Below are 25,701 nucleotides of genomic sequence, written 5' to 3'. Positions count from 1 at the left end.
CCAAGCGACCGGCCGCTGTTGTTCTCCGCAGCGGCACTCGCGCACCGGTCCATGCGGCTGCGCGGGCTCAGCGCGTCCCGGGCTCCAGCGACGCGTCCCCGCCCAGGGTGCGATACAGCGTCACCCGATTGGTGGCCGCGGTCAGTTCCACCGCGACCAGACTGCGCTGCGCGGCGTAGTAGCTGCGCTGCGCATCCAGGTTGGACAGCGCGCTCTCAACGCCCTCGCGGTAGCGCTGCGCGCTGGCGTCGTAGGTGTTGGCGGCATCGGCGAGGAGCGCGCGCTGCGCCTGCACCTGCGCGTCGATGGTGCCGCGCCGGGCCAGGGCATCGGCCACTTCGCCGAAGGCGGTCTGCACGGTCTTTTCGTAACCGGCCACCGCGGCATCGCGCTGCGCCTCGGTGTAGCGCACGTTGGCGCGCGCCGCGCCGCCATCGAACACCGTGTAGGCGACGCCGGCACCCACCGACGCGGTGCGCGCATCATGGGTGAACAGCTGCGACAGCGCGGTGCTGGTCAGGCCCAGCAGACCGCTCAGGCTGATGCTGGGAAACAGCGCCGCGCGCGCCGCACCGATCTGGGCGTTGACCGCACGCAGTTCGTATTCGGCCTGCACCACGTCGGGCCGACGCAGCAGCACGCTGGTGTCCAGGCCGGTCGGCGGATCGCCGATGCTGGCCGCGACCTCCTCGATCGAACCCGGCAACAGTGCCGGATCGACCGGAGCGCCCACCAGCAACTGCAGCGCATTGACGTCCTGCGCCAGCGCCGTGGTCTGCGCGGCCAGGTCGGCCTGCGCGGCATGCAGCACCTGGTTGGCCTGGTCCAGGTCCGAGTGCGGCACAATGCCGCCATCCACTCGCTGTGCGGTCAGCGCCACGCTTGTGCCGGCGCTGCGCACGGTGTCCTGCGCGAGCGTCAGCAGGCTGCGATCGCTGGCATAGGTCAGCCAGGTCGTGGCGATGTCGCCGACCAGGGTCAGGCGCGTGGCCCGGGCCGCGGCTTCCTGTTCCAGGTAGCGCTGCTGCGCGGCCGCGCTCAGCGCGTGCAGACGGCCGAACAGATCCAGTTCGAACGCGGTGACGCCCAGGCCCAGGTCGTAACTGCTGGCATAGCCCGCCGCCGGTGCGGCCGCTGCGTTGCCGCCCTGGGTCGTGTCGTTGCCCGGCGCCGCGCCCTTGCCGCGATAGGAGCGCGTATAGGTCGCGCTGGTCCCCACCTCCGGCAGTAGGGCCGCGCGCTGGATCCGGTACTGCGCCCGTGCCTGAGCGATATCGGCGAGCGCGATCCGCAGGTCGCGGTTGTGGTCCAGCGCCTGCGCGATCAGCGCCTGCAGCCGCGGGTCGGCGAACACCTGCCGGTAACTCAGCGACGGCAGCGTGGCCTCGTGCTGCGCCAGGTAGGCATCGCCCACCGGCCACGACGGCGGGATCGGTGCGGCGGGACGCACGTAGGCCGGGGTCAGGCTGCACGCCGACAGCAGACACGCGGCGCCAAGCGCGAGCGCGCGCATCAGGCCGGCTCCGGCAGCGTCGGCGCCGACGGCGGCGCGGCGCCGTTGCGACGTGCGCGGCGGCGCGCCAGCCACTCGGCCATCGCGATGTGGAAGGCCGGGGTCAGATACAGGGTCAGCGCCTGCGAGAACAGCAGGCCGCCGACCACGGCGATGCCGAGCGGGCGCCGCGCCTCGGCGCCGGCGCCGAAACCCAGAGCGATCGGCAGCGAGCCCAGCACCGCCGCCAGGGTGGTCATCATGATCGGGCGGAAGCGCACCGTGGCCGCTTCCAGCATCGCCGCGCGCGGCTGCTGCCAGCGCGCATCGCCCGAGCGCTCCAGGTCCAGCGCGTAGTCCACCATCATGATGCCGTTCTTCTTGACCAGCCCGACCAGCAGGATCAGGCCGACGAAGCTGAAGAGATTGAGCTCCTGACGGAACAGCACCAGCATGAGGATGGCGCCGAACCCGGCCAGCGGCAGCGAGGTCAGGATGGTGATCGGGTGCAGCGCGTTTTCGTACAGGATCGCCAGCACGCCATAGATCAGCAGCACGGTGATCAGCAGCAGCATCGGCAGCGTCTTCATCGAATTCTCGAAGGCCTGCGCCGAGCCGGCGAACTGGCCGCTGATGGCGCGGGCGTCGTCCTTGCCCAGGGTATGCGCCATCAGGTTGCCGATGCCGGCGGCGGCCTCGCCGAGCGACACGCCCGGCGCCAGGTTCATCGACAGGGTCACCGCCGGCAGGCCGGCGTAATGGTTGATCGCCACCGGCCCCACGCCCATGCGCACGTCGGCCACCGCGCGCAGCGGCACCATCGGGCCGCCGGCCGCGGTCAGCACCGCGCTGGTGCCGGAACTGCTGTTGGAGGTCTGCGTGCCGATCGCGGTGATGCCTGGGTTCTGGTTGCCGTTGAACGACAGCGCATCCAGGCCATTGAGGTCGGCCTGCGCCGCGGGGTCGACCTGCAGCAGCACTTCGTACTGATCGGTGTCGCCGTAGATGGTGCTGATCTTGCGACCGCCGTAGGCGCTGGCCAGGGTGTCCTGCAGGCCGGCGGCGGTGACGCCCAGCGCGGCGGCCTGCTCGCGGTGCAGCACCACCTCGATCTCCGGATTCTTGAGCTGCAGGTCGCTCTGCGGATCCTGCACATCGCGCAGTTGCCGCAGGCGCTGCAGGATGGTGTCGGACTGGGCGTACAGCGCCTTCTGGTCGGTGGACTGCAGCACGTACTGCAGCGATCCGTTCGAGGCCGTCGGCCCCATGTCGATCGCCGGCGGATTGCGCATGTTGAGGGTGATGCCCTGGATCGCGGCGACCTGCTTGCGCACGTCCTGGATCACCTCCTCCGCGCTGCCGCTGCGCTCGGACAGCGGCTTGAGCCCGATCAGCAGGCGCCCGCTGTTGCTGAGCGAATTGTCCGAGCCGATCACCGACTCCACGTTGGCCACGTTGGGATTGCGCTGGATGATCTTCACCACCGCCGCCTGCTTGGCCACGAAGTCGGCGAAGGCGGTGCCCTCGGGCACGCGGGTGTCGCCGTCGATCTTTCCCGAATCCACCTGCGGAATGAAGCCCTTCTCGACCATGGCGTAGACGCCGGCGGTGCCGACCAGGGTGGCCACGCCGATGACGCACATCAGGCCGATGCGCTCGGTCGCCCAGGCCAGCGAGCGCGCGTAGCCGCGCTGGCTGGCGTCGACCAGCCGATCGAAGCGCTCGAACACCCAGCCCGTGCTCTTCTTCGGATCGAGCCAACGGCTGGCGAGCATCGGCGTGAGGGTCAGCGAGACGATGCCGGACAGGATCACCGCAATCGCGATCACCATGCCGAACTCGGAGAACAACCGCCCCACCAGTCCGCCCATGAACACGATCGGCAGGAACACCGCCGACAGCGACACCGTCATCGACAGCACGGTGAAGCCGATCTCGCGCGAGGCGGCGATGGCCGCATCCATGCGACTGGCGCCCTGCTCGGCGTGGCGGACGATGTTCTCGATCACCACGATGGCGTCGTCGACCACGAAACCGACCGACAGGGTCAGCGCCAACATCGAGACGTTGTCCAGGCTGAAGTGCAGCAGGCGCATCACCGCGAAGGTGCCGATCAGCGAGGTCGGCAGCACCAGCGCCACGATCAGGGTCGCCATCCAGCTGCGCAGGAACAGCAGGATCACCACGATCACCAGCACCAGCGAGCCGACCAAGGTCCACTCCACATCCTCCACCGAGGCGCCGATGTAGTCGCCGCGGTCGTAGAGCACGTCGAGCTGGGCGTCGCCGGGCAACTGCGCGCGGATCCCCGGCAGCGCCGCCTGGATGCCCTGGGTCACCGACAGCGTGTTGGCGCCCGGCTGGCGGTGGATGTTGATCTCGATCGCGCGCTGGCCGTTGAGCGAGGCGGCGGTCTGCAGGTTCTCGACGCTGTCCTCGGCATGGCCGACGTCGCGCAGGCGCACCGGCGCACCGTCCGCATAGCTCAGCACCATGGCGTCGAAATCGGCCGCGCGCTTGAGCTGGCCGTCGGCGCGCACAGTGTAGGACCGCGCGCGCCCCATCAGCGTGCCGGCCGGCGCATTGCTGTTGCCCGCCTGCACCGCCGACACCACCTGGTCGAAGCCCAGGTGGCGGGCGGCGAGCAGGTGCGGATTGACGAACAGGCGTACCGCGTACTTCTGCGCGCCGTTGACATCGATCTGGCCGGCGCCCGGCACCGAGGCCAGGCGCAACGCCACGCGGTCCTTGGCGAACTGGTTGAGCAGCGGCAGCGCGATGGTCTTCGAGCGCAGGATCAGGTGCATGATCGGCGCGGCGCTGGGATCCTCCTTCTGGATCTGCGCCGGATTGATCTCGCGCGGCAGCAGGCCGGCCGCCTGCGACACCGCGTTCTGCACGTCCTGCGCGGCGGCATCGACATTGCGGCTCAACGCGAACTGCAACACGATGCGGGTACTGCCGACGCTGCTGGTCGAACTCATCGTGTCCAGCCCGGGCAGGCCGCTGAACTGGCGCTCCAGCGGCGTCGCCACCGCCGCCGCCATGGTCTCGGGATTGGCGCCGGGCAGCGACATGTTGACGGTGATGGTCGGGAAGCTGACGTCAGGCAGCTCGCTGACCGGCAGCGCGAAGTAGGCCATGCCGCCGGCCAGCACCAGCGCGATCATCAGCACCGAGGTCATCACCGCGCGGCGGATGAACAGCGCCGACAGGTTCACGCAGGCCGTCCGGTCGCCGCCGCGGTCGGCGTGGCGTGCGGGTTGCCGGATTGCACCGCGGTGCCGTCGCGCAGTTCGTTGGGCACGGTGAGGATGACGCGATCACCCGCGCGCAGGCCCTTGGCGATTACCGCCTGCCCGTCGACCATCCGCGCCACGGTCAGCGGCCGCGACACGGCATGGCCCTCGACCACGCAGTACACGTACGGCCCCTGCTGTCCATGCTGCAAGGCGCTCTCGGGCACCGACAGCGCCTGCGGGTCCTCTGCCAGGATCACCCGCACGGTGACGAACTGCCCCGGCCACAACGTGGCGCCGGCGTTGGCGAAGCGTGCGCGCAGCTCCAGCGTGCCGCTGCTGGTGTCGAAGGCGTTGTCGAGGAACGCCACCTCGCCGCGCTCGAGCAGCGTGCCGCTCACCGCATCCAGCGCCAGCACCGGCAGCCCCAGGCCCTCGTGCCCCAGCGGCGCGGCGCGCACCGCATCGACCTGCACATGCGCCAGCGCGAAGCGCACCTCGATCGGCGTGCTGACGTTGAGCGTGACCAGCGCGGTGCTGGACCCGCTGGACACTAGGTTGCCCGGCTTGACCGCGATGGCGCCGGCGCGGCCGTCGATGGGCGCGCGGACCTGGGTGTAGGCCAGCGACAGCTGCGTCTGCTCGACCTGCGCCTGGTCGGCGGCGACGGTGCCGCGCAATGAACGCAGCGTGTCGGCCGCGGTGGTGTAGGTCTTGGGATCGACCGCGCCGGTCCTGGACAGCTTGGCGTAGCGCGCCTCGGTATCGGCCGCATCCGCCGCCAGCGCCTGGTCGCGGGCAAGCGTGGCGCGCGCCTGCGCCAACGCCGCCCGCAGCGGACGCGGATCGATGGTGAACAGCAGTTGCCCGGCGTGGACCTGCTCGCCGTCATGGATCAGCACCGACTGCAGCACCCCGTCGGCCTGCGCGCGCACCTCCACGGTCTGCGGCGACAACAGGGTGCCGGAGGTCTCGATGATGTCCGGCACCCGGTGCGGCGCGACGGTCATGGTCTGCACGCGCAAGGGCTCGGGCGCCGGCGCGGGCTGCTGACGGTGTGCGTGCCAAACCCAGCCGCCGAGGATCAGCAGGCACAGCACCGCCAATCCGGCGCAGACAGTGACCCGACCCAGGCCGCGCGCCCTGCGTGGCGTTTGATAAGCGCTCGCGCGACGGCGTGGCGCGCGCAACGACATGACATCGTCGGAAATGGCAGCAGGCCGCGCGGGATCCCGTCCCGCGCCGATGTTTGGGTGCTGCCCAGGGAACCGCCCATCGCTCTGGCTTCGCATGCCGGCCGCGTCCGCACTCGTGGTGATTGGCGATGCCGTGACACCAGGATCTCTGTGCGCACGCAGCGGCATAGCCTGTTCCAATGACGCCAGATCGCCAGTGATGGCTCCGTGATAGAACGCACATCAGAACGCGCAGCGTGCGTCGCCCTTTACACGCGGCATCGACGGCGGCACGTCCCGGGCGCCATCGAAGCCCCCGCCGGTCAGGAGCGGATCCCGAACGCTCACGGACTGCCGTCGCGCTCCACCACCAGCACCCGCGTCGGCCCCTGCGGGTGCGCCACGTGCTCGGTGCCTTCCGGCGCATGGAACACGTCGCCGGCCTGCAGCAGCGCCGCCTGCTCGATGCCCTGCACGCGCCAGCGCATCTGCACCTGCCCATCCAGCACCACGAATACTTCCGCCCCGTCGTTGACGTGCCAAACGTACGATTGGTCGGTCCAATGGATGCGCACGCCGATCCCGTCCAGCAGCGCCACCGGCAGCGCCTCCCAGGCGCGGCTGCCGGTGAACTCGCGCGCACGCAGCACCCGCGGCATGCCGCTCATGCCAGGTCCCGCGCGCGGCGGTTGGACTGCAGCACGTTGTCGCGCGGCAGCGGCTGCCCTGCCTGCACCGCCGCGATCCACTGCGCGGTGTCGGCGACCGCGGCGAAGTTGCTGTGGAACACCACCCCGAACACCCGGTGGATCTCCTCGGCGCTGGCCTGGCCGGCGGCGTTGGCATACGGCAGCGCGCCGCTGGCGTCGCCCAGCACTTCCACCGCCAGCCCGCGGTGGAAGGCGTCGTACACGGTGGAGGCGTTGCAGTTGTGGGTCATGTAGCCGGCCACGGTCAGCGTGTCGATCGCGTGCTGCTGCAGCCAGGCGGCCAGGTCGGTGTCGGCGAACACGCTCGGCCGGGTCTTGCGCAGCAAACGCGCATGCGGCCGCGCGGCGACCTGCGGGTGCAGCGCCCAACCGGCGCTGCCGTCGGCGAACACCGGCGCCTGCGCCGGCGCGGTGTGCTGCACCACCAGCACCGGGACGCCGTGCGCCTGCGCCGCGTCCATGGCCTGCAGGATGTTGGGCAACGACTGCGCCACCGGCGGATGCGCAATGGGCAGTGCGCCGTCGAAGTACTCGTTCTGGACGTCGATGACCAACAGGGCGCGGCGGGGAGAGGACATGGGCGACTCCGGCAATAGGGTAGCCAGTGTCGGCGGCCGTCCCCGCGCCGACGAGTGGCCCGAAACACCGTTTTCGCTAAAATCGGGCCATGTCGCCGCATCGCATCGCCGTGGTCGCCTTCGACCGCATCAGCCCCTTCCACCTGGCGGTGCCCTGCCAGGTGTTCGAAGCGCGGCCGGACACCGACCTGCCGGCCTTCGACCTGCGGGTCTGTGCGGCCGACCCAGGCCCGCTGTGCACCGATGCCGGCTTCGCCATCCAGGTGCAGCACGGCCTGGAGGCGCTGGAGGACGCCGACACGGTGATCGTGCCGTCCTGGCGCGATGCCGCCGAACCGGCACCTGCGGCGCTGTGCCAGGCGCTGCGCCGCGCCCACGCCGCCGGCGCGCAGGTGGTGGGCCTGTGCCTGGGCACCTTCGTGCTGGCCGACGCCGGCCTGCTCGACGGCCGCCCCGCCACCACCCACTGGGCGGCGCTGGCGCGCTTCGCGCAGCGCCATCCGCAGGTGCGGCTGCAGCCGGACGTGCTGTACGTGGACGACGGCGACGTGCTGACCTCGGCCGGCACCGTCGCCGGCATCGACTGCTGCCTGCACCTGGTGCGGCGCCGCCACGGCGCCGACGTCGCCAACCGCATCGCCCGGCGCCTGGTGGTGGCGCCGCACCGCCAGGGCGGGCAGGCGCAGTACATCGAACAGCCGCTGCCGGCCAGCCGCCGCGACGCCCAGTTGGGCCCGACCCTGGACTGGATGCTGCAGCGCCTGGACCAGCCGCAACGGCTGGACGCGCTGGCCGCGCACGCGCGGATGAGCCGGCGCAGCTTCACCCGGCAGTTCCGCCAGGTGACCGGGACCACCGTGGTGCAGTGGCTGGCGCACCAGCGCCTGGTCCGCGCCCAGCAACTGCTGGAGCGCACCGACCTGCCGCTGGAGCGCATCGCCGCCGACTGCGGCTTCGGCAGCGCCGGCGCGCTGCGCCTGCAGTTCACGCGCGACCTGGGGTTGCCGCCGTCGGCGTATCGCCGCGGCTTCCGTGCCGGCTGAGCGGCCGCTGCGTTCCACCGACCGGGCCACGTCGCCTGCACCGGCACCCGCTACAATCGGCGCATGCGCGTCTTCCTCCAGCAACGCCCCGACGGCAACGAGCCGCCACGCTACCTGCAGCTGACCCTGCAGCCGGACCTGCTCGGCGGCTGGGAGCTGTTGCGCGAGAGCGGCCAGATCGGCGGCCGTGCGCAGCTGCGGCGCGAGCTCTACCTGCAGCAGGAAGACGCCAACGCCGCCTTCGAGAAAGCCCGCGACGCCCAGCTCAAGCGCGGCTTCCAGGTCATGTTCACCCGTGGCGCCGACGCGCCGCGCTAAGGAATCCCCCATGCTCAAGAACGACCGCCTGCTGCGCGCGCTGCGCCGCGAGCCCGTGGACCAGACCCCCGTGTGGCTGATGCGCCAGGCCGGGCGCTACCTGCCCGAGTACCGCGCCACCCGTGCCCGCGCCGGCAGCTTCCTGGCCATGGCCAAGACCCCGGAGCTGGCCTGCGAAGTGACCCTGCAGCCGCTGGCGCGGTTCCCGCTGGACGCGGCGATCCTGTTCTCGGACATCCTCACCATTCCCGATGCGATGGGCCTGGAGCTGTACTTCGTCGAAGGCGAAGGCCCAAAGTTCCGTCATCCGGTGCGCGACGCTGCGGCGATCGCCCGGCTCGGCGTGCCGGACATGGAAACCGAGCTGCGCTACGTGATGGACGCGGTGCGGGTGATCCGCCGCGAACTGGACGGCAGCGTCCCGCTGATCGGCTTCTCCGGCAGCCCCTGGACCCTGGCCTGCTACATGGTCGAGGGCGGCGGCAGCGACAACTACGCGCGGATCAAGGCGCTGGCGCTGAACGACCCCGCGGCGCTGCACCAGCTGCTGTCGGTCAACACCGACGCGGTGATCGCCTACTTGGCGGCGCAGCGCGCGGCGGGCGCGCAGGCGCTGCAGGTGTTCGACACCTGGGGCGGCGTGCTGAGCCCGGCGATGTACCGCGAGTTCTCCCTGCCCTACCTGCAGCGCATCGCCCGCGAACTGACGCGCGGCGACGGCGCCGAGCGCACCCCGCTGATCCTGTTCGGCAAGGGCAACGCGCCCTACCTGGAAGAGCTCGCGGCCTCCGGTGCCGAAGGCGTGGGCGTGGACTGGACCATCGACCTGGCCGACGCCGCGCGCCGCACCGGCGGCCGCGTCGCCCTGCAGGGCAACCTCGACCCGGCGATGCTGTACGGCGCGCCGGAGGCGATCGACCGCGAAGTGCAGCGCGTGCTGCGCAGCTATGCCGACGGCAACGGCGGCTCGCTGGACGGCCATGTGTTCAATCTCGGCCATGGGCTGTCGCCGGACATGCAGCCGGAGCATGTCGGGGCATTGGTGGCGGCGGTGCAGCGGCATAGTCGGCGCGCTTAAGAGCCGGGATTGGGGATTGGGGAGTCGGGATGCACAGCTGGCGATCGGCGTGCGCTCGATCTCCTGCGTAGGAGCGGCTGCAAGGCGCCGTCCACCCATGCATCGAAAACGCTGATCGCTGAGCGCGCGCTGCATCGCTAGCACGCAACGCGCGCAACTGCACGACACGGCGACGCGATCTGCGCGATCCTATCGCCCCCTCGCGTCGCCCTGCGTGCCGATGTCCGCGCCCTCCTCCGATCCGATCGCCGTTCCCAACGCGCGCAGTTTCCGTCCGCTGCTGTGGCTGGTCTCGCTGGCCATCTTCATGCAGATGCTGGATGCGACCATCGTCAACACCGCGTTGCCGGCGATGGCGCGCAGCCTGGGCGAGAGCCCCTTGCAGATGCAGTCGGTGGTGTTCAGCTACGCGCTGGCGGTGGCGATGTTCATTCCCGCCTCCGGCTGGATCGCCGACCGCTACGGCACCCGCCGCACCTTCCTGGCCGCGATCGTGCTGTTCACCCTCGGCTCGCTGCTGTGCGCGGCGGCGCCGCGGCTGCCGTATCTGGTGGCCGCGCGGGTGCTGCAGGGGATCGGCGGCGCGATGCTGCTGCCGGTGGGCCGGCTGGCGGTGATGCGCTCGGTGTCGCGCGCGCAGTTCCTCAGCGCGATGAGCTTCATCGCCATCCCGGCGCTGATCGGGCCGCTGGTCGGGCCGACCCTGGGCGGCTGGCTGGTGCAGGTGGCGTCCTGGCACTGGGTATTCCTGATCAACCTGCCGATCGGCGCGATCGGCTTCGCCGCCGCGCTGAAGATCATGCCGGACTTCTACGGTGAGCAGCGCACCCGCTTCGACCTGATCGGCTACGCGATGCTGGCCTTCGGCATGGTCGCGCTGTCGCTGGCGCTGGACGGCATCTCCGAGCTCGGCCTGCGCCACGCCTTCGTGATGCTGCTGGCGATCGCCGGGCTGGCGGCGCTGATCGGCTACTGGTTGCACGCGGCCAACGCGGCGGCGCCGCTGTTCCCGCTGCACCTGTTCAAGGTCGCCAGCTTCCGCATCGGCATCCTCGGCAACCTGTTCTCGCGCGTGGGCAGCGGCAGCATGCCGTTCCTGATCCCGCTGCTGTTGCAGGTGGGCCTGGGCATGAGCCCGATGAACGCCGGGCTGATGATGATCCCGGTGGCGCTGGCCGGCATGGCCTCCAAGCGCGCGGCGGTGAAGCTGGTGGAGCGCTTCGGCTACCGGCGCGTGCTGATGACCAACACCGTGCTGGTCGGCACCGCGATGGCCAGCTTCCTGCTGTTCGACGCCGGCCAGCCGCTGGGCTGGCGGCTGCTGCAGCTCGCCCTGTTCGGTGCGGTCAACTCGCTGCAGTTCACCGTCATGAACACGGTGACGCTGCGCGACCTGGACCGCGACCAGGCCAGCGCCGGCAACAGCCTGCTGTCGATGGTGATGATGCTGGCCACCGGCTTCGGCGCCGCGGCGGCCGGCAGCCTGCTGGCCGCGTTCAACACCCATCTCGGCGACACCCACGGCGCCACCGCGGCGCTGCATGCGACCTTCGTCTGCGTCGGCGCGATCACCCTGACCTCGACCCTGATCTTCTGGCAGCTGCCGGATACGCGGCCGTTGCCGAAGCAGGTGGAGGAAGTGGCGGAGTAGCCGGGATTGGGGATTTGGGAGTCGGGATTGGGGAGTCGCAGGAGCGGGATGCGCAACCTGCTCCATGTGGGAGGGACTTCAGTCCCGACTGCATGCGGCCTGGAAGGCACCTGCCCTTTGCTGGTCACACCTGCTGCGGATACCGGACGAGTGTGACTTACCTGCCCTCCTCGCTCCTGCTGCCTTCTCCATCTTCTGGCGCCTCCACCGCCTTCGCCAGCATCTCGCCCGTCACCGGCTTGCGCAGGAACCCGCTGAAACCGGCGGCACGCGCCTGTGGCTCGGCGTCGGCGTCGGCGCGGGCGGTGACCGCGATCAGCGGCATGCCGTAGCCGAAGGCGCGCAACTGCCGCGCCAGCGCCAGGCCGTCCAGGCCGGGCAGGTCCAGATCGAGCAGGGCGATGTCGAATGTGCTGGCCGCCGCTTCGGTCAGCGCGGCCAGCGCGTGCGCGGCGTGGGTGACGTGGTGGCCGCGTGCGCGCAGCAGGCCGCCGACCACTTCGGCCACGGTCGGATCGTCTTCGACCAGCAGGATCCGCCGCGGCGCCGCGGCACTGGCGGACGCGCGGGCGTCACGTGGCGCCTGCGGCAGCGGCTCGGGCACCCACGGCAACGGCAGGTCGACCACGAAGCGGGTGCCGGCGCCGAGGCGACTGCGCAGTTCGATGCGCCCGCCCATCGCCACCGCCAGTTCCTGGCTGATCGCCAGGCCCAGGCCACTGCCGCCGTAGCGTGCGGCGGTACGCGGCCCGTCGGCCTGCTCGAAGCGCTGGAACAATCGCGCCTGCTGTTCGGCGTTGATGCCCGGCCCGGTGTCGGCGACCTCGAAGCGCACGCCCTGCTGCGGCTGTAGCGGCGCCACCCGCAACTGCACGCTACCGTGCTCGGTAAACTTGATGGCGTTGTTGAGCAGGTTCAGCAGGATCTGCCGCACCCGCGTGGCGTCGCCGCGCGCGGTGACCTGCGGCGGCATGGCGTTGTCCAGGGCGAAGACCAGCCCGCGGCTGCGCGCCATCGGCCCCATCATCGCCTCCAGTTCGGCGATCAGCCGGCCCAGGTCGAACGGCTGCTGTTCCAGTTCCAGGCGCCCGGCCTCGATCCGCGCCAGGTCCAGCGCATCGTTGACCAGGCGCAGCAGGTGCGAGCCCGCGTCGCGGATCGATTCGGTGTAGCGGCGCTGCCTGGTGTCCAGCGGCGTGGACAGCAGCAGTTCGCTCATGCCCAGCACCCCGGTCATCGGCGTGCGCACCTCGTGGCCGAGCGTGGCCAGGAAGCGGGTCTTGGCCAGCGAGGCCTGCTCGGCCACCTCCTGCTTGTGCACCGCCAGTTGCCAGGCGGCGCGCCGGCGCAGCCGCCGCCGGTACAGGTACGCGAGCAACCACAGCGCCAGCACCGCCAGCACCGCCAGCCCGGCGATGCCCCAGGGGCTGCGCCACCACGGCGGCAGGACGCGGAAGTGCAGGCTGACCACGTTCGACCAGACCTTGTCGGCGGTACGCGCCTGCATCTCCAGGGTGTAGTGGCCCGACGGCAGCCGCGAGAACAGACGCTCGCCGCTGGCGCCCACATCGACCCAATCCGGGTCGTAGCCGCTGAGGCGGAAGCGGTAGGTGTTGGCGTCGGTGTCGGAGAACGACAGCAGGCGCGCGACCACGTGCAGATCGCGGTCGCCTTCCTGCAGCACGATGCGGTCGGCATGCAGCAGGTCCAGGCCGCGCTCGCCGCGGCGCACGCCGATGCGCTCGATCACCAGCGGCGGCTGCCGCCGCGACGGCACCACCTGCGACGGCTCGAACAGCACCACGCCGTCCGGGGTGCCGCCGAGGATCTGCCCGCTGCGCGCCTGCACCAGGGTACGGATCTGGAACTCCTGGTTGGGCAGGCCATCGTGCACGCCGTAGGAGCGGATCGCCTTGCTCGCCGGATCGACCCGGATCAGCCCGCGCACGCTGCTCAACCAGGCCACGCCGCTGGCATCGACCACTAGGCCGTTCGGCGCCAGCGCCGGGAACTCCTGTTCGGCGTCGATGCGGTCGAGCAGGCTCAGCCGGCTGCCGTCCCACAGATAGCGCTCCAGGCAGCCGACGCTGGCCAGCCAGACCACGTTGCCGTCGCTGATCGCCAGGGCGCTCAGCGGGCGCTGCGGTGCGCCGGGCACCGCTTCGAACCGCGCGCGCTCCGGGTTCCAGGCAAGCAGGCCGTGCTGCCCCAGCAACCAGGGCTGGCCCTGCGGCCCGAGGCTGGCCTCCTGCACGGTCAGATCCGCAGGCAGGCCGGCGCTTCCCGGCGCCATGGTGCGCAGCACGTGGCCATCGAGGTCGCGCACCTGCACGCCGGTGATGTCGCTGAAGATCCAGACGTGGCGGTCGCTGCTGAAGACGATCCGATCCACCTGGTCCATCATCGGCGCATCGGCCCCGGCGTCCTTGCCCCAGCGCCGGACCTCGCCGCTGGCCGGGTCGTAGCGCAGCACCGCCCCCGCGGCCGCCGCCCACAGCCGGCCCTGCGGGTCTTCGGCGATCGCCCGCGCCCAGTCCAGACCGAACATCGCGCGCATGTGCCGATGCACGGCGCCGGTGGCCGGATCGAGCTTGTCCAGCACGCCACGCGTGCCGGCCAGCCACACGCCGCCGTCGCGGGAAGCGGCGGTGGCCAGCACGTAGGGGTTGCCCATCGACTCCGGGTCGTCCACCCGATAGGACAGCACCGAGAACTGCTGCCAGTTGGCCGGCAGATGCCACAGCCCGGCATTGCCGCTGGCGAACCACAGGCCGCCCTCGCGATCCTCGAAGGCCAGCGACCAGTTCGGCTTGACCAGTCCGTGCGCGGAGTTGCTGTACAGCGGCACGTTGCGGATCACCCCGGACTCGCTCTCGCGGCCCAACCCGTCCATGGTGTCGAACCAGCGCGTGCCGTGGCGGTCGTGGACCAGCATGCCCAGCACGCTGTCGCCGGGCATGTTGCGCCAGTACGGCTCCACCACGCTGGCGTCGGCGCGCAGCAGGCGCACCCCGCCCAGAGTGGAGACCCACAGCGTATCGTCGCGCTCGGGCGTCAGCCCCTGCACTTCAGGTCGCGGCAGCGCGTCGGCGGCGACGCGCTGGAAATCGTGGCCGGTCCAGCGCGCCAGGCCGCCGCGGGTGCCCACCCACAGGGTGCCGTCCGGCGTGGTCGCCAGATGGGTGACGCTGGCCGAAGGCAGGCTGCGCGCGTCGCCGGGGATCGGCATGAAGCGGCGCAGGCGCCCGTCCGGCTGCAACCGATGCAGGCCGCCGGCGGAGGTCCCGAACCAGACGCTGCCGTCCGGCGTGGACGCGATGGACCACACGGTGGTGGAGCCGATCTGCGGATAGGTGCTGCGATCGTAGTAGCGGAACTGCCGGCGATCGGCCGAGAGCATGCCCAGTCCGGCGCCGTCGGTCCCGAACCAGACCCGGTTCTGCGCATCGACGTGCACCGACCAGATCTTGTTGTGGTGCAGGCCGTCCTCGATCCGCCAGATGCGGTAGCCGCGTCCGTCGAAGCGCGCCAGGCCATCGCTGCTGGCCAGCCACAGGTAGCCGAGCTTGTCCTCGGCGAAGCCATTGATGCTGTTGGACGGCAAGCCGTCGGCCACGGTCAGTTGGCGCGGCTGCGGCGTCGGCGGCACTGCCGCGCCGGCGACCGCGGACCACGCCAGCAGCAGCCATCCCAAGATCCGTCTCGACCGCATCGCCTCTGTCTCCCCGACGGGCATCCGTCCCGCGCCACCGACGCCATCGTCGGCGATAAGCGCCGGCGCTGGCAACCGCGTCCCGCATCGACTCAGAGCGGCGGCGGCGCCCCGTCCAGCACCGCGTCGATGGCCCCTTCCAGCATCTGCCCGGTGACCGGCTTGCGCACGAACCCGGCGAATCCGGCGGCGCGCGCGGCGGCCTCGGCCTCGCCGTCGGAGCGCGCGGTCACCGCCAGCAGCGGGAAGCCATGGCCCAGCGCACGCAACTGCCGCGCCAGCGCCAGGCCGTCGAGCGCCGGCAGGTCCAGGTCGAGCAGGCCGATGTCGAAGCTGCCCTGGCTGGCTTCGGTCAGCGCCTCCAGGCCGTGCGCGGCCCAGGTCACCTGATGGCCGCGGCCGCGCAGCAGTTCGACCATCACCTGGGCCACGGTCGGTTCGTCCTCGACCAGCAGGATGCGCAGCGCGGTGCGCGCCCGCGGTGCCGGCGCCGGGACCGCCGCCGGTTCCTGCGCCGGACGCCAGCGCAGCGGCAGGCCCACGCGGAAACGCGCGCCATGCCCCAGCCGGCTCTCGACCTGGATGCGCCCGCCCATCGCCATCGCCAGTTCCTGGCTGATCGCCAGGCCCAGGCCGCTGCCGCCCTGGCGCACCGCGGTGCGCGGGCTGTCGCCCTGTTCGAAGCGCTGGAACAGCCGCGCCTGCTGCTCGCTGCCGATGCCCGGGCCGGTATCGGCCACCTCGATGCACAACCCCTGGCCGTCCTGCCCCGGCGCCACCTTCAGCGCCACCGAGCCGCTGCTGGTGAACTTGATCGCGTTGCCGAGCAGGTTCAGCAGGATCTGCCGCACCCGCAGCGCATCGCCTTCCACCGTGGTCGCGCCGGGCATGCCGTCGTGCAGATCGAAGCGCAGCCCGCGCGCCTGCGCCAGCGGCGCCATCAGGTTGACCACTTCGGCGATCAGCGCCTGCAGCGCGAACGGCTGCGACTCCAGGCGCAGGCGCCCGGCCTCGATCCGCGCCAGGTCCAGCGCGTCGTTGACCAGGTGCAGCAGGTGGGTGCCGGCGCGGCGGATCGACTCGGTATAGCCGCGCTGCTTGGGGTCCAACGGCGTGGCCAGCAGCAGCTCGCTCATGCCCAGCACCCCGGTCAGCGGCGTGCGCACCTCGTGGCCGAGCGTGGCCAGGAAGCGGGTCTTGGCCAGGGAGGCCTGCTCGGCCAGTTCCTGCTTGTGCAGGGCCAGTTCCCAGGCGTGCTGGCGACCCAGGCGGCGCCGGTAGGCGCGCAGCGACATCAGCAGCAGCAGGCCGGCCGCGGCGAGCAGCCCGATGATGCCCCAGACGCTGCGCCACCACGGCGGCTGCACCCGGAACGGCAGGCGCAGCGTCGGCGACCAGGCGCCGTTGCGGGTGCGCGCCTGGATCTCCAGCACCTGCGCGCCGTCGGGCAGCTGCGGCAGGGTGCGTTCGCCGCTGGCGCCGGTGCTGACCCAGTCGCGGTCGTAACCCGGCAGGCGGAACCGGTAGACGATGTGTTCCGGATCGATGTAGGACAGCAGCCGCACCGCCACGCGCAGGTCGCGGTCGTCCGAGCGCAGGGTGAAGTCGCCGCGCGTCGGCAGCGTCAGCAGTTGTGGGCCGCGCCGCACCTGCACGCTCTCCATGCTCAGCGCCAGCGGCACCGGATCCGGATCCGGCTGCTGCGTGTCCAGCAGCGCCACGCTGCCGTCCGCGGCGGCCGCCACCAGCACGCCGTCGGCGGTCATCAGCAGGCCGCGCCGCACCAGTTCCTGGCTGCCGAGTCCGTCGCGGGTGCCGAACGCGCGCACCGCCGGCGTGCGCCGCGGATCGACCCGGAACAGGCCACGGCGCATGCCCAGCCAAGCGCGCCCCTGCGAATCGGCGACCAGCGCGCTGGACTCGGTGGCCGGCAGCCCGTCGGCCACCGCGTAGCGCTGGCTGCGCTGCCAGTGCGCGCCGGTGCGCCGCCACAGTTCCAGCCCGGACAGCCGGTGCACCCACAGCGTGCGCGCGTCGGCGAAGGCGAACGACTGCACCTTCTCGCCGGCCAGTTCCGGCGGCGTGCGGAATTGCCCGGCCGCGCCGTCCCAGTGCTGGAACTGTTCGGCGGCCACCCACGGCGTGCCGTCCGGCGCCATCGCGAACGCCGCGATGTCGGTGCCGGCCAGGCCGTGCTGGCCGCCGGGGAGGTTCTGCAGCACATGGCCGTCGCCATCGCGCACCTGCACGCCGTAGCCCGGCGCGGCGATCCACAGCCGCTGGCGTGCGTCCAGTTGCAGCCAGGCCAGCGTGCCGTCCGGGATCGGATCGGCCTCGCCGGCGGCGCGGGTCCAGCGCTGCAGGCTGCCCCCGTCCAGCGGGCCGCGCAGCAGCGTGCTGCTGCCCCCCATCCACAACGCCCCGCGCGGGTCGTCCAGCACCGACAGCAAGCGCCCGCTCGGCGCACCGTTGGCCCACTGCGGCGCGCTCAGCGCACCGCTGGTGGTGTCGAGGCGAAACACGCTGGCGCCGGAGCCGAGCAGCCACACGCCGCCGGCGCGCGCCGGCGCCAGGCCGACATACTGGTCGGCGGGCAGGCCCTGCGCGGTGCCCAGCACCGCCAGGCGGCGCCAGTCCGGACGCAGATAGCCCAGGCCGCGCGTCGGCAGCGGCACCCACAGGCCGCCCTCGCGGTCGCGCAGCACGGTCTCCACCACGCTGGCGCCGGACACCGCCGCGCCGCCGGTGTCCACCCGCCGCGCCGGCCCGTCGGCCGGCTTGTGCCACAGGCCTTCGCCGTTGCCGAGCCAGTAGCCGCCGGCGCCGTCCTCGGCGATCGCGTTGGCCGCGCGATGCAGCGCGCCGATCCAGTCCGCACGCAACCAGCGCCCGGCGCGGTCGCGGCGGAACAGGCCGGTGTTGCCGCTGAACCACAGGCCATCGCTGAGCCGGGTGATCGACATGATCACCTGCTCCTCCTGCGGCATGCCGTCGTCGATGCGGTAGGCGCTGGCGTGGCGGCCGTCGTAGCGCACCAGGCCCTTGAAGGTGCCCACCCACAGCACCCCGGCATCGTCGAAGGCCAGGGTCAGCACGGCGCTGTCGAGCAGCGCGTCCACCGCCGGATCGCCGGCGCGGATGCGCTGCACGCGGCCGTCGCCGCCCAGCCGGTACAGGCCGCCGCGGTAGGTGCCGAAGTACACCGCGTCGCCGCGGCTGGCGATGGCGAACACGTCGTCGCTGCGCATCGCCGGCTGCGTGGCCATGTTGAAGTGGCGGAAGCCGCGCCGGTCCGCGCCGAGCATGCTCAGGCCGCCGCCCTCGCAGGCCACCCAGATGCGGTCGCGCGCGTCGATGTGCAGGTCCTGCACGTAGTTGCAGCGCAACGAGGCGGGATCGGCCGGATCGTGGCGCCAGACCCGGAACTCGCGCCCGTCGTAGCGGGCCAGGCCATCGCCGCTGGCGATCCACAGATAGCCGTCGCGGTCCAGCTGCAACCCGGAGATATCGCTGGACGGCAGCCCCTGCTCGCCGGAGAACACCCGGAAGCGCGGCAGTTCCGGCACCGCGGCACTGGCATCGGCGCACACGGCGGCCAGCGCCAACAGACAGGCCAGCCCCCAGCAGCGCCACAGGCGTGGGGGATGCGGGATGGGCATGGACATCGGCTCCGGCAAAGGACGTCGGCGGATGAACACCGGCGCACTGCCGGGGCCGGACGCGCGGCGCGCCCGCTCCGTATGCCGCTCGCCGCGGCAGCGTTCTTATACCCCGCGGCCGCGGAAAAATCACACCTGCCACCGCGCGCAACGAACCGTTACGCGCCGCAGGTACGCAGCCGGCCCGGACTGTGACTAGAATCCGGCGACCTCCCAGCGCGGCCCCGCTCCATGTTCAGACCCTCTCTCGTGGCCCTTCTGCTGGCCTTGCCGGGCGCCGCCCTGGCCGCGCCGGCGCAGTACGCGCTGGACCCGGTGCACACACGGGTGCTGTTCGCGATCGAGCACGCCGGATTCTCCAAGGCGCTGGGCACCGTGTCCGGCAGTACCGGCACCCTGGTGTTCGACCCGGACGACTGGCGCAGCGCACGGCTGCAGGCGCGAGTGCCGTTGCAGCGGCTGGACCTGGGCGACGAGAAGTGGAACCGCGCCGCGCTGGCGCACAACCTGCTCGACGGCGAGCACTACCCGGAAGCGCAGTTCGTCTCCACCCGCGTCGAGCCGATCGACGCGCAGCACGCCAAGGTGATCGGGCAGCTGACGCTGCACGGCGTCACCCGCGAGGTGACCCTGGACGTGACCCTGAACGCAGTGAAGCGTCATCCGCTGCCGCCGTTCCGTCGCACCGCCGGCTTCTCCGCCACCACCACGCTGCAGCGCGCCGACTTCGGCATCAGTTCCTGGCCGTCGGTGATCGGCGGCACGGTGGAACTGCGCATCGAGGCCGAGGCCACCCGCGAGGGCGGCGCCAAGGCCGAACCGGATCCGGCGCCGGGTACTCCGCCTGCCGCTCCCACCGACACCCCCACCGCGCCGGCGGCGCAGGGCGGCACGCCATGAGCGCCCGCAATACCCCCGACCGCTGGGGCAGCGTCAGCCAGACCCTGCACTGGCTGATCGCCGCCCTGATCCTGCTGCTCGGCGTGGTCGGCCTGACCATGGGCGAACTGCCGAAGACGCCCAAGTATTTCTGGGTCTACACCGCGCACAAGTCGCTGGGCCTGACCGTGCTGGCGCTGGTGATCGTGCGGCTCGGCTGGCGCCTGTACGCCGGCGCGCCCAAGTCGGTGCCGGGCACCCCCGGCTGGCAGGAACGCATCGCCGACGCCACCCACGCCTTGCTGTACGTGATGATCTTCGCCATCCCGCTGTCCGGCTGGCTGTACGACTCCGCCAGCGGCCTGCGCCCATTCCGCTGGTTCGGCCTGATCGCGGTGCCCAAGCTCAGCGCCCCGAACGAGCACCTGCGCGACCTCTCGCATACGGTGCACGAATGGGGCTTCTGGCTGCTGATCGCGGTGGTCCTGGCGCATGCCGGCGCCGCCTTCTACCACCACCTGTTCCAACGCGATGCCACCCTGGCGCGGATGTTGCCGCGCGGCTGGCTCACCCCCAAGTCCTGAGGAGCTGTTTCGATGTCGACCCGTTTCGCGTCCCCCGCCGCCGTCGCCGCCAGTCTGGTGGCCCTGCTCGCCGCCGCCCCCGCGGTGCAGGCCGCGGACTATGTGCAGGCCCCCGGCTCCACCCTGGTGTTCGCCAGCAAGTACGACGGCGAAGTGTTCACCGGCCAGTTCCCCGGCTTCGACACCAAGCTCAGCTTCGACCCGGCCAACCTGGCCGGCGCCAAGCTCGACGTCAGCATCCCGCTGGCCGGCGCCAAGAGCGGCAACACCGACCGCGACTCCACCCTGCAGGGCGCGGATTTCTTCGACGTGGCCAAGTTCGCCACCGCGCACTACCGCGCCGACAAGTTCCGCGCGCTGGGCAACAACCAGTTCGCCGCCGACGGCACCCTGGAACTGCGCGGCGTGTCCAAGCCGGTGACCCTGACCTTCACCTGGACCCCGGGCGCGCAGCCGGTGCTGGCCGGCAAGGCCACCGTGAAGCGCCTGGACTTCGGCGTGGGCGGCGGCGACTGGGCCGACACCAAGACCATTCCCAACGAAACCGCGATCAGCACCAAGGTGGTGTTCAAGGCGAAGTGATTCGCCACAGGCCGCGGGCGCGCGGCCGCTGAGCGGCGGATTTCCTCGTCGGGTCCGCCGCTTTTTTTATGCGCGGCTCACGCGCATTCGGCCGACGCCGCCAGCCAGGCGCGCACGCCGGCAACATCGAACGGCCAGTCCAGCTCGCGCCCGTCGGCGGCGCGCAGCACCGGCACGCGCACCCCGTAGCGCGCCTCCAGTGTCGCGTCGTCGTCGATGAACACGCTGTCCGGCTCGGCCACGCGCGCCTGCGCCAGCACCTGCAGGGCCTGGTCGCACAGATGGCAGTCGTCGCGCTGGTACAGGGTCAGGGACATGCTCGCGTCCTATGCTGCGCTGCGGACCTGGGCCGCGCGCCGGAAGCATAGAATAGACGGTCTTTCGCCCACCCCCTCGGCACGCGCATGGCTGTCAGCACCTTCGACCTGTTCAAGATCGGCATCGGGCCGAGTTCCTCGCACACGGTGGGGCCGATGCGCGCCGCCGAGCGCTTCGTGCACCGCTGGCTGTTCGACCAGGGCCGCCTGCAGGACGTGGTGCGCCTGCGTGCCGAAGTGTTCGGCTCGCTGGCCCTGACCGGGCGCGGCCATGGCACCGACAAGGCGGTGCTGCTGGGCCTGGAAGGCCAGCGCCCGAACCTGATCGATCCGGATATCATCCCCGGTGCGCTGGAGCGCATCCGCAGCAGCAAACGCATCAACCTGCTCGGCCGGCACGAGATCGCCTTCGACGAGAAGCGCGACCTGGCGATGAACAAGCGACAGAAGCTGCCGTACCACACCAACGGCATGCGCTTCACCGCCTACGCCGCCAACGACGAAGTCATCGCCACGCGCGACTACTACTCGGTCGGCGGCGGGTTCGTGGTCAACCAGGACGACGCCGCCGACGACCGCATCGTCGCCGACGAGACGCCGCTGCCCTACCCGTTCAAGAGCGGCGACGAGCTGCTGGCACAGGCCGCGCGCAGCGGCCTGAGCATCGCCGCGCTGATGTTCGAGAACGAGAAGTGCTGGCGCAGCGAGGACGAGATCCGCGCCGGCCTGCGCGAGATCTGGGGCGCGATGCAGGCCTGCGTGACCCGCGGCATTCGCGAGGAAGGCACCCTGCCCGGCGGCCTGCACGTGTCGCGGCGCGCGCCGGCGCTGTACCGCGAGCTGTCGTCCAAGCCGGAAGCGGCGATGCGCGATCCGCTGACCACGCTGGACTGGGTCAACCTGTACGCGCTGGCGGTCAACGAAGAGAACGCCGCCGGCGGTCGCGTGGTCACCGCGCCCACCAACGGCGCGGCCGGGATCATCCCGGCGGTGCTGCACTACTTCGACCGCTTCTGCCCCGGCGCCGACGAACAGCGCGTGTTCGACTTCCTGCTCACCGCCGCGGCGATCGGCATCCTGTACAAGGAAAACGCCTCCATTTCCGGCGCCGAGGTCGGCTGCCAGGGCGAGGTCGGCGTGGCCTGCTCGATGGCCGCCGGCGGCCTGGTCGCCGCGCTCGGCGGCAAGCCGGGGCAGATCGAGAACGCGGCCGAGATCGGCATGGAGCACAACCTCGGCCTGACCTGCGACCCGATCGGCGGCCTGGTGCAGATCCCGTGCATCGAGCGCAACGCGATGGGCGCGGTCAAGGCGATCAACGCCAGCCGCATGGCGATGCGCGGCGACGGCAAGCACAAGGTGTCGCTGGACAAGGTGATCCGCACCATGCGCGACACCGGCCGCGACATGCAGGACAAGTACAAGGAAACCAGCCGCGGCGGGCTGGCGGTGAACGTCATCGAGTGCTGAGCCAGCCCGATGGACGCTGGCCCGGGTGATCACCAGCGTCCTCGCTGCCGCGCGCATCAAGATCCGCGCGGCGTTGCCGCTAACGACAGAGACGTCGGCCGATCCGGCATGGGCATGCGCTTGCGGTTTCCACACGCCTCCTGGCGCCTGCTGGCGCTACAGCTGGCCATGCTCTCGACAGCGTGGAGCGCATGTGTGCCGCAGGCGCGGGCACTGCAGCCGGACAAGCAGTTCCATCACTACGAGCGCGAAGGCTGGGGGCTGGACCAGGGCCTGCCGCAGCTGAGCGTGCAGGCGTTCGCCCAGGACCGCCAGGGCTATCTGTGGATCGGCACGATGGGCGGGCTGACCCGCTTCGACGGCGTGCGCATGACCTCGTTCAACGAGGGCGCGCCGGCGCATCTGCCCGGCAACCTGATCAAGGCGCTGCACGCGGACGCCGCCGGCACGCTGTGGATCGGTACCTACCGCGGCCTGTCGCGCTACCGCGATGGACGCTTCACCACGGTGCTGCCGCAGGACCCGCAGGCGCCGCTGCTCAATATCGAAGCGATCGCGACCGACGCACACGGCAGCGTGCTGGTCGCGGCGCAGGATGGCGTCTACGCGGTGCAGGGCGATCGCCTGCAGCTGCGCCACCGCATCGCCGGCGGCGCCTACACGCTGCTGCCGCGCGCCGACGCGCTGTGGGTGGGCACGCGTGGCGAAGTGCTGCGCTTCGTCGCCGGCCAGGACGCGCCGGTGTCGCTGCCGTTGCCGCAGGAGGCCGCAGCGGTGCCGGTGCAGCATCTGCTGGAGGCACAAGGCACGCTCTGGGCCGGCACCCGCGACGGACTGCTGCTGCGCCGCGACGGGCGCTGGCAATGGCTGCCCGACCCGACCGGGACCAGCCGGCGCGCCGTGCAGGCCCTGTTCGAGGACAGCGACCGCAACCTGTGGGTGGGACAGCCCGGCGCGCTGCTGCGCGTGCGCGATGGCGCCATCGTCGAACGCAACCCGGAAAACAAGCCGAACGTCGGCGTCAACGCCATCTTCGAGGACCGCGAGCGCAACCTGTGGCTGGGCAGCAGCTGGAACGGCGCAACCCGGCTGTGGAACGGCTGGACCCGACGCTACAGCACCCACGAAGGGCTGGACGACGCGCTGGTGTGGACCCTGGCGCGCGATCCGGACGGATCGCTGTGGGTCGGCACCGACAGCGGCCTGTCGCAGCTGCGCGATGGCCGCTACCAACCGCGCCTGAGCCTGGCGCAGTTGCACAACGAGGCGCCCTATACCTTACTGGCCGAACCCGGCCAGCTGTGGATCGGCACCCGCCATGGCGCCGCCCTGTACCGCGACGGCCGGCTCAGCCAGCCGGACTGGCTGACGCCGCTGCGCGACCTGCAGATCAGCGGGATCGTCCGCGATCGCGCGCAGCGGCTGTGGTTCGCCAGCACCGACGGCCTGTTCCGCGCCGACGGCACGCGGCTGCGCCACTACGGCACGGCCGAGGGCCTGCGCGATCCGCGCATCCGCCTGATCCACGAGACCCGCGACGGGCGTTTGCTGGTCGGCGCGCAGTCGGGCCTGTACGCACTGCGCGGCGAGCGCCTGGTCGCGCTGGCGCCGCCGGGCTCGGCGCTGGCCAGCGCCGACGTCACCGCGATCCACGAGCTGCCCGGCGGGCAATGGCTGGTCGGCACCCTCAACGAGCAGTTGTGGCTGTTCGACGGCGCGCACTGGTACGCGTTCGGGGAACAGGACGGGCTGCCGGTGAACGCCGCGTTCTTCATCGCCGACGACGGCCGCGGCGCGATCTGGGTGGCCGGCCTGCGCGGGGTCTACCGCGTGCGCCTGGCCGACCTGCTGCGCCATGCGGCGTCGCCACAGGCGCCGCTGAACGCCGAACTGATGCTCACCGAGCGCGCGCAGCGCCATGGCGGCGTGCAGGGCATGTGCTGCAACGGCGCCGGCAACGGCAAGGGCTTCATCGAGCACGGCGCGCTGTGGCTGCCCAGCCGCGACGGCGTGGTCGCGCTGGACACCGCCGGCATCGTCAAGAATCCGGTGGCGCCGCAGCCGGTGGTGGAGCGGGTGCGTGCGCTGGGCCAGTGGCTGACGCCGCAGGCGCTGCCCGCACCGCTGCCGGAAGGCGCGCGCGACCTCGACTTCGAGTTCACCGCCGCCTCGTTCCAGGCGCCGCAGAACGTCGAGCTGCGCTATCGCCTGCTCGGCTACGACCGCGGCTGGCGCACCCTCGACGACATCCGCCAGCGCGCGGTCAGCTACACCAACCTGCCCGGCGGCGACTACGTCTTCGAAGTCACCGGCAGCAACAACGCCGGCGTGTGGGCGGCCGCGCCGGCGCGGCTGCCGCTGCGGATCGCGCTGCGCTTCCAGGAAACCCCGTTCTACAGGCTGCTGCTGACGCTGGGCGCGTTCGCCCTGCTGCTGTGCGCGGTGGCCCTGGCGCGGCTGCACAACCGGCGCCAGCGCGACATCCTCGAACGCCAGGTGCGCGAACGCACCCAGGCGCTGCAGGCGGCCAACCAGCGCCTGCAGGAGGCCAGCTTCACCGACGAGCTGACCCAGTTGCGCAACCGCCGCTACCTGTCGCTGCACATCCCCAGCGACATCGCGCTGTACCGGCGCATGGCCGCCAACGACGAGGACATGCTGTCCTCGGGCATGCTGTTCGCGCTGATCGACATCGACCACTTCAAGTCGATCAACGACAGCGGCGGCCACCACACCGGCGACGCGGTGCTGCAGCAGATGGCGCAGTTGCTGGTGCGGCTGACCCGCGAAAGCGACTACGTGGTGCGCTGGGGCGGCGAGGAGTTCCTGCTGGTGCTGCGTTCGGCGCCGCGCGAGAATCTCACCATGGCCGCCGAACGACTGTGCCGCTCGGTCGCCGCGCACCCCTTCGTGCTCGACCACGGCCGCCAGGGCCGGGTCACCTGCTCGATCGGGCTGGCGGAATTCCCGTTCGTGCACGACCCCGACAACCTGCTCGGCTGGGAACAACTGCTGGTACTGGCGGACCGTGCGCTGTACCAGGCCAAGGCCAAGGGCCGCAACGGCTGGGCGGCGTACCGGCCGGTGCTCGGTGCGCAGGCCGAGCAGGTGCTGGCCGCGCTGCAGGAACCGCTCGCGCGGATGCAGCACCACGCCTGCCTGACCCTGGTGCACAACGGCGGCAGCCTGCCGCCGCCCGCGTGACGCGTTGACG

17 protein-coding genes are annotated in these 25,701 nt (G+C 71.5%); 9 read left to right on the top strand and 8 right to left on the bottom strand.

Features of this window, described 5'->3' with window-relative positions:
* Positions 1–67 precede the first annotated feature (67 nt).
* From CEK68_RS00440 to CEK68_RS00420, 5 genes are all read right to left on the bottom strand, one after another.
* Positions 68–1,513 (bottom strand): efflux transporter outer membrane subunit, encoded by a 1,446-nt coding sequence (locus tag CEK68_RS00440; protein ID WP_152238191.1) that lies wholly within the window; start codon positions 1,511–1,513, stop codon positions 68–70.
* Complete coding sequence (locus tag CEK68_RS00435; protein ID WP_152238190.1) at positions 1,513–4,713, bottom strand: efflux RND transporter permease subunit; 3,201 nt, start codon at positions 4,711–4,713, stop codon at positions 1,513–1,515. Before CEK68_RS00435 ends, CEK68_RS00440 begins: the two co-directional genes overlap by 1 nt.
* Positions 4,710–5,741, bottom strand: coding sequence for an efflux RND transporter periplasmic adaptor subunit (locus CEK68_RS00430; protein WP_226977705.1), 1,032 nt, complete (start codon positions 5,739–5,741; stop codon positions 4,710–4,712). Before CEK68_RS00430 ends, CEK68_RS00435 begins: the two co-directional genes overlap by 4 nt.
* Before the next feature lie 509 nt (positions 5,742–6,250).
* Positions 6,251–6,574 (bottom strand): cupin domain-containing protein, encoded by a 324-nt coding sequence (locus tag CEK68_RS00425; RefSeq protein WP_152238189.1) that lies wholly within the window; start codon positions 6,572–6,574, stop codon positions 6,251–6,253.
* Positions 6,571–7,194: a cysteine hydrolase family protein gene (locus CEK68_RS00420; protein ID WP_152238188.1), complete on the bottom strand. Its 624-nt coding sequence runs from the start codon at positions 7,192–7,194 to the stop codon at positions 6,571–6,573. Before CEK68_RS00420 ends, CEK68_RS00425 begins: the two co-directional genes overlap by 4 nt.
* A gap of 89 nt (positions 7,195–7,283) precedes the next feature.
* Between CEK68_RS00420 and CEK68_RS00415 the strand changes: the two genes are divergently transcribed.
* From CEK68_RS00415 to mdtD, 4 genes are all read left to right on the top strand, one after another.
* The gene (locus tag CEK68_RS00415; RefSeq protein WP_152238187.1) at positions 7,284–8,237 is read left to right on the top strand and encodes a helix-turn-helix domain-containing protein; all 954 of its coding nucleotides are present in this window, start codon (positions 7,284–7,286) and stop codon (positions 8,235–8,237) included.
* Between the two features lie 63 nt (positions 8,238–8,300).
* Entirely contained in the window at positions 8,301–8,555 is a 255-nt protein-coding gene (locus CEK68_RS00410) for a WGR domain-containing protein (RefSeq protein ID WP_010344159.1), read from the top strand.
* A gap of 10 nt (positions 8,556–8,565) precedes the next feature.
* Positions 8,566–9,633, top strand: a complete 1,068-nt coding sequence (gene hemE / locus CEK68_RS00405; protein WP_152238186.1) for a uroporphyrinogen decarboxylase — start codon at positions 8,566–8,568, stop codon at positions 9,631–9,633.
* A 220-nt stretch (positions 9,634–9,853) separates the two neighbouring features.
* The gene (gene mdtD, locus CEK68_RS00400) at positions 9,854–11,284 is read left to right on the top strand and encodes a multidrug transporter subunit MdtD (RefSeq protein WP_017911167.1); all 1,431 of its coding nucleotides are present in this window, start codon (positions 9,854–9,856) and stop codon (positions 11,282–11,284) included.
* Positions 11,285–11,441: 157 nt separating this feature from the next.
* Here the strand turns inward: mdtD and CEK68_RS00395 are convergent, their stop codons facing one another.
* Positions 11,442–15,020: an ATP-binding protein gene (locus CEK68_RS00395; RefSeq protein WP_152238185.1), complete on the bottom strand. Its 3,579-nt coding sequence runs from the start codon at positions 15,018–15,020 to the stop codon at positions 11,442–11,444.
* A gap of 68 nt (positions 15,021–15,088) precedes the next feature.
* Complete coding sequence (locus tag CEK68_RS00390; RefSeq protein ID WP_152238184.1) at positions 15,089–18,655, bottom strand: ATP-binding protein; 3,567 nt, start codon at positions 18,653–18,655, stop codon at positions 15,089–15,091.
* A 231-nt stretch (positions 18,656–18,886) separates the two neighbouring features.
* On the opposite strand from CEK68_RS00390, the gene CEK68_RS00385 reads away from it, so the two are divergent.
* From CEK68_RS00385 to CEK68_RS00375, 3 genes are read left to right on the top strand one after another with little or no spacing between them, the layout of a single operon-like run.
* Positions 18,887–19,555: a YceI family protein gene (locus tag CEK68_RS00385; RefSeq protein ID WP_152238183.1), complete on the top strand. Its 669-nt coding sequence runs from the start codon at positions 18,887–18,889 to the stop codon at positions 19,553–19,555.
* Positions 19,552–20,118, top strand: a complete 567-nt coding sequence (locus CEK68_RS00380; RefSeq protein WP_152238182.1) for a cytochrome b — start codon at positions 19,552–19,554, stop codon at positions 20,116–20,118. The genes CEK68_RS00385 and CEK68_RS00380 overlap by 4 nt, the downstream gene beginning before the upstream one ends.
* 12 nt (positions 20,119–20,130) lie before the next feature.
* Positions 20,131–20,700 carry a YceI family protein gene (locus tag CEK68_RS00375; protein WP_152238181.1) on the top strand — a complete coding sequence of 190 codons (570 nt, stop codon included), beginning with the start codon at positions 20,131–20,133 and terminating at the stop codon, positions 20,698–20,700.
* A 77-nt stretch (positions 20,701–20,777) separates the two neighbouring features.
* On the opposite strand, the gene CEK68_RS00370 is transcribed toward CEK68_RS00375, so the two are convergent.
* Complete coding sequence (locus CEK68_RS00370) at positions 20,778–21,017, bottom strand: glutaredoxin family protein (RefSeq protein WP_017913647.1); 240 nt, start codon at positions 21,015–21,017, stop codon at positions 20,778–20,780.
* Positions 21,018–21,104: 87 nt separating this feature from the next.
* Here CEK68_RS00370 and CEK68_RS00365 point away from each other — a divergent pair, with 87 nt between their 5' ends.
* Entirely contained in the window at positions 21,105–22,487 is a 1,383-nt protein-coding gene (locus CEK68_RS00365) for an L-serine ammonia-lyase (RefSeq protein ID WP_017913648.1), read from the top strand.
* Positions 22,488–22,655: 168 nt separating this feature from the next.
* On the top strand, positions 22,656–25,691 hold the full coding sequence (locus CEK68_RS00360) for a ligand-binding sensor domain-containing diguanylate cyclase (RefSeq protein WP_226977704.1): 3,036 nt from the start codon (positions 22,656–22,658) through the stop codon (positions 25,689–25,691).
* Positions 25,692–25,701: the final 10 nt, after the last annotated feature.

This window comes from Xanthomonas sp. LMG 12461 (assembly GCF_009192935.1).
Taxonomy (GTDB): Bacteria; Pseudomonadota; Gammaproteobacteria; order Xanthomonadales; family Xanthomonadaceae; genus Xanthomonas_A; species Xanthomonas_A sontii.
The sequence above is the reverse complement of the archived record's forward strand: the minus strand, read 5'-3'. Positions and strand labels throughout refer to the sequence as shown.

Excerpts from the sequence above, each read along its gene's own strand:
- CEK68_RS00380 (WP_152238182.1), top strand. The coding sequence starts at position 19,552 with ATGAGCGCCCGCAATACCCCCGACCGCTGGGGCAGCGTCAGCCAGACC.
- CEK68_RS00375 (WP_152238181.1), top strand. The coding sequence starts at position 20,131 with ATGTCGACCCGTTTCGCGTCCCCCGCCGCCGTCGCCGCCAGTCTGGTG.
- CEK68_RS00420 (WP_152238188.1), bottom strand. The coding sequence starts at position 7,194 with ATGTCCTCTCCCCGCCGCGCCCTGTTGGTCATCGACGTCCAGAACGAG.
- CEK68_RS00365 (WP_017913648.1), top strand. The coding sequence starts at position 21,105 with ATGGCTGTCAGCACCTTCGACCTGTTCAAGATCGGCATCGGGCCGAGT.
- CEK68_RS00370 (WP_017913647.1), bottom strand. The coding sequence starts at position 21,017 with ATGTCCCTGACCCTGTACCAGCGCGACGACTGCCATCTGTGCGACCAG.
- CEK68_RS00425 (WP_152238189.1), bottom strand. The coding sequence starts at position 6,574 with ATGAGCGGCATGCCGCGGGTGCTGCGTGCGCGCGAGTTCACCGGCAGC.
- CEK68_RS00395 (WP_152238185.1), bottom strand. The coding sequence starts at position 15,020 with ATGCCCGTCGGGGAGACAGAGGCGATGCGGTCGAGACGGATCTTGGGA.
- hemE (WP_152238186.1), top strand. The coding sequence starts at position 8,566 with ATGCTCAAGAACGACCGCCTGCTGCGCGCGCTGCGCCGCGAGCCCGTG.
- CEK68_RS00360 (WP_226977704.1), top strand. The coding sequence starts at position 22,656 with ATGCTCTCGACAGCGTGGAGCGCATGTGTGCCGCAGGCGCGGGCACTG.
- mdtD (WP_017911167.1), top strand. The coding sequence starts at position 9,854 with ATGTCCGCGCCCTCCTCCGATCCGATCGCCGTTCCCAACGCGCGCAGT.
- CEK68_RS00415 (WP_152238187.1), top strand. The coding sequence starts at position 7,284 with ATGTCGCCGCATCGCATCGCCGTGGTCGCCTTCGACCGCATCAGCCCC.
- CEK68_RS00440 (WP_152238191.1), bottom strand. The coding sequence starts at position 1,513 with ATGCGCGCGCTCGCGCTTGGCGCCGCGTGTCTGCTGTCGGCGTGCAGC.
- CEK68_RS00385 (WP_152238183.1), top strand. The coding sequence starts at position 18,887 with ATGTTCAGACCCTCTCTCGTGGCCCTTCTGCTGGCCTTGCCGGGCGCC.
- CEK68_RS00410 (WP_010344159.1), top strand. The coding sequence starts at position 8,301 with ATGCGCGTCTTCCTCCAGCAACGCCCCGACGGCAACGAGCCGCCACGC.
- CEK68_RS00430 (WP_226977705.1), bottom strand. The coding sequence starts at position 5,741 with ATGACCGTCGCGCCGCACCGGGTGCCGGACATCATCGAGACCTCCGGC.
- CEK68_RS00390 (WP_152238184.1), bottom strand. The coding sequence starts at position 18,655 with ATGCCCATCCCGCATCCCCCACGCCTGTGGCGCTGCTGGGGGCTGGCC.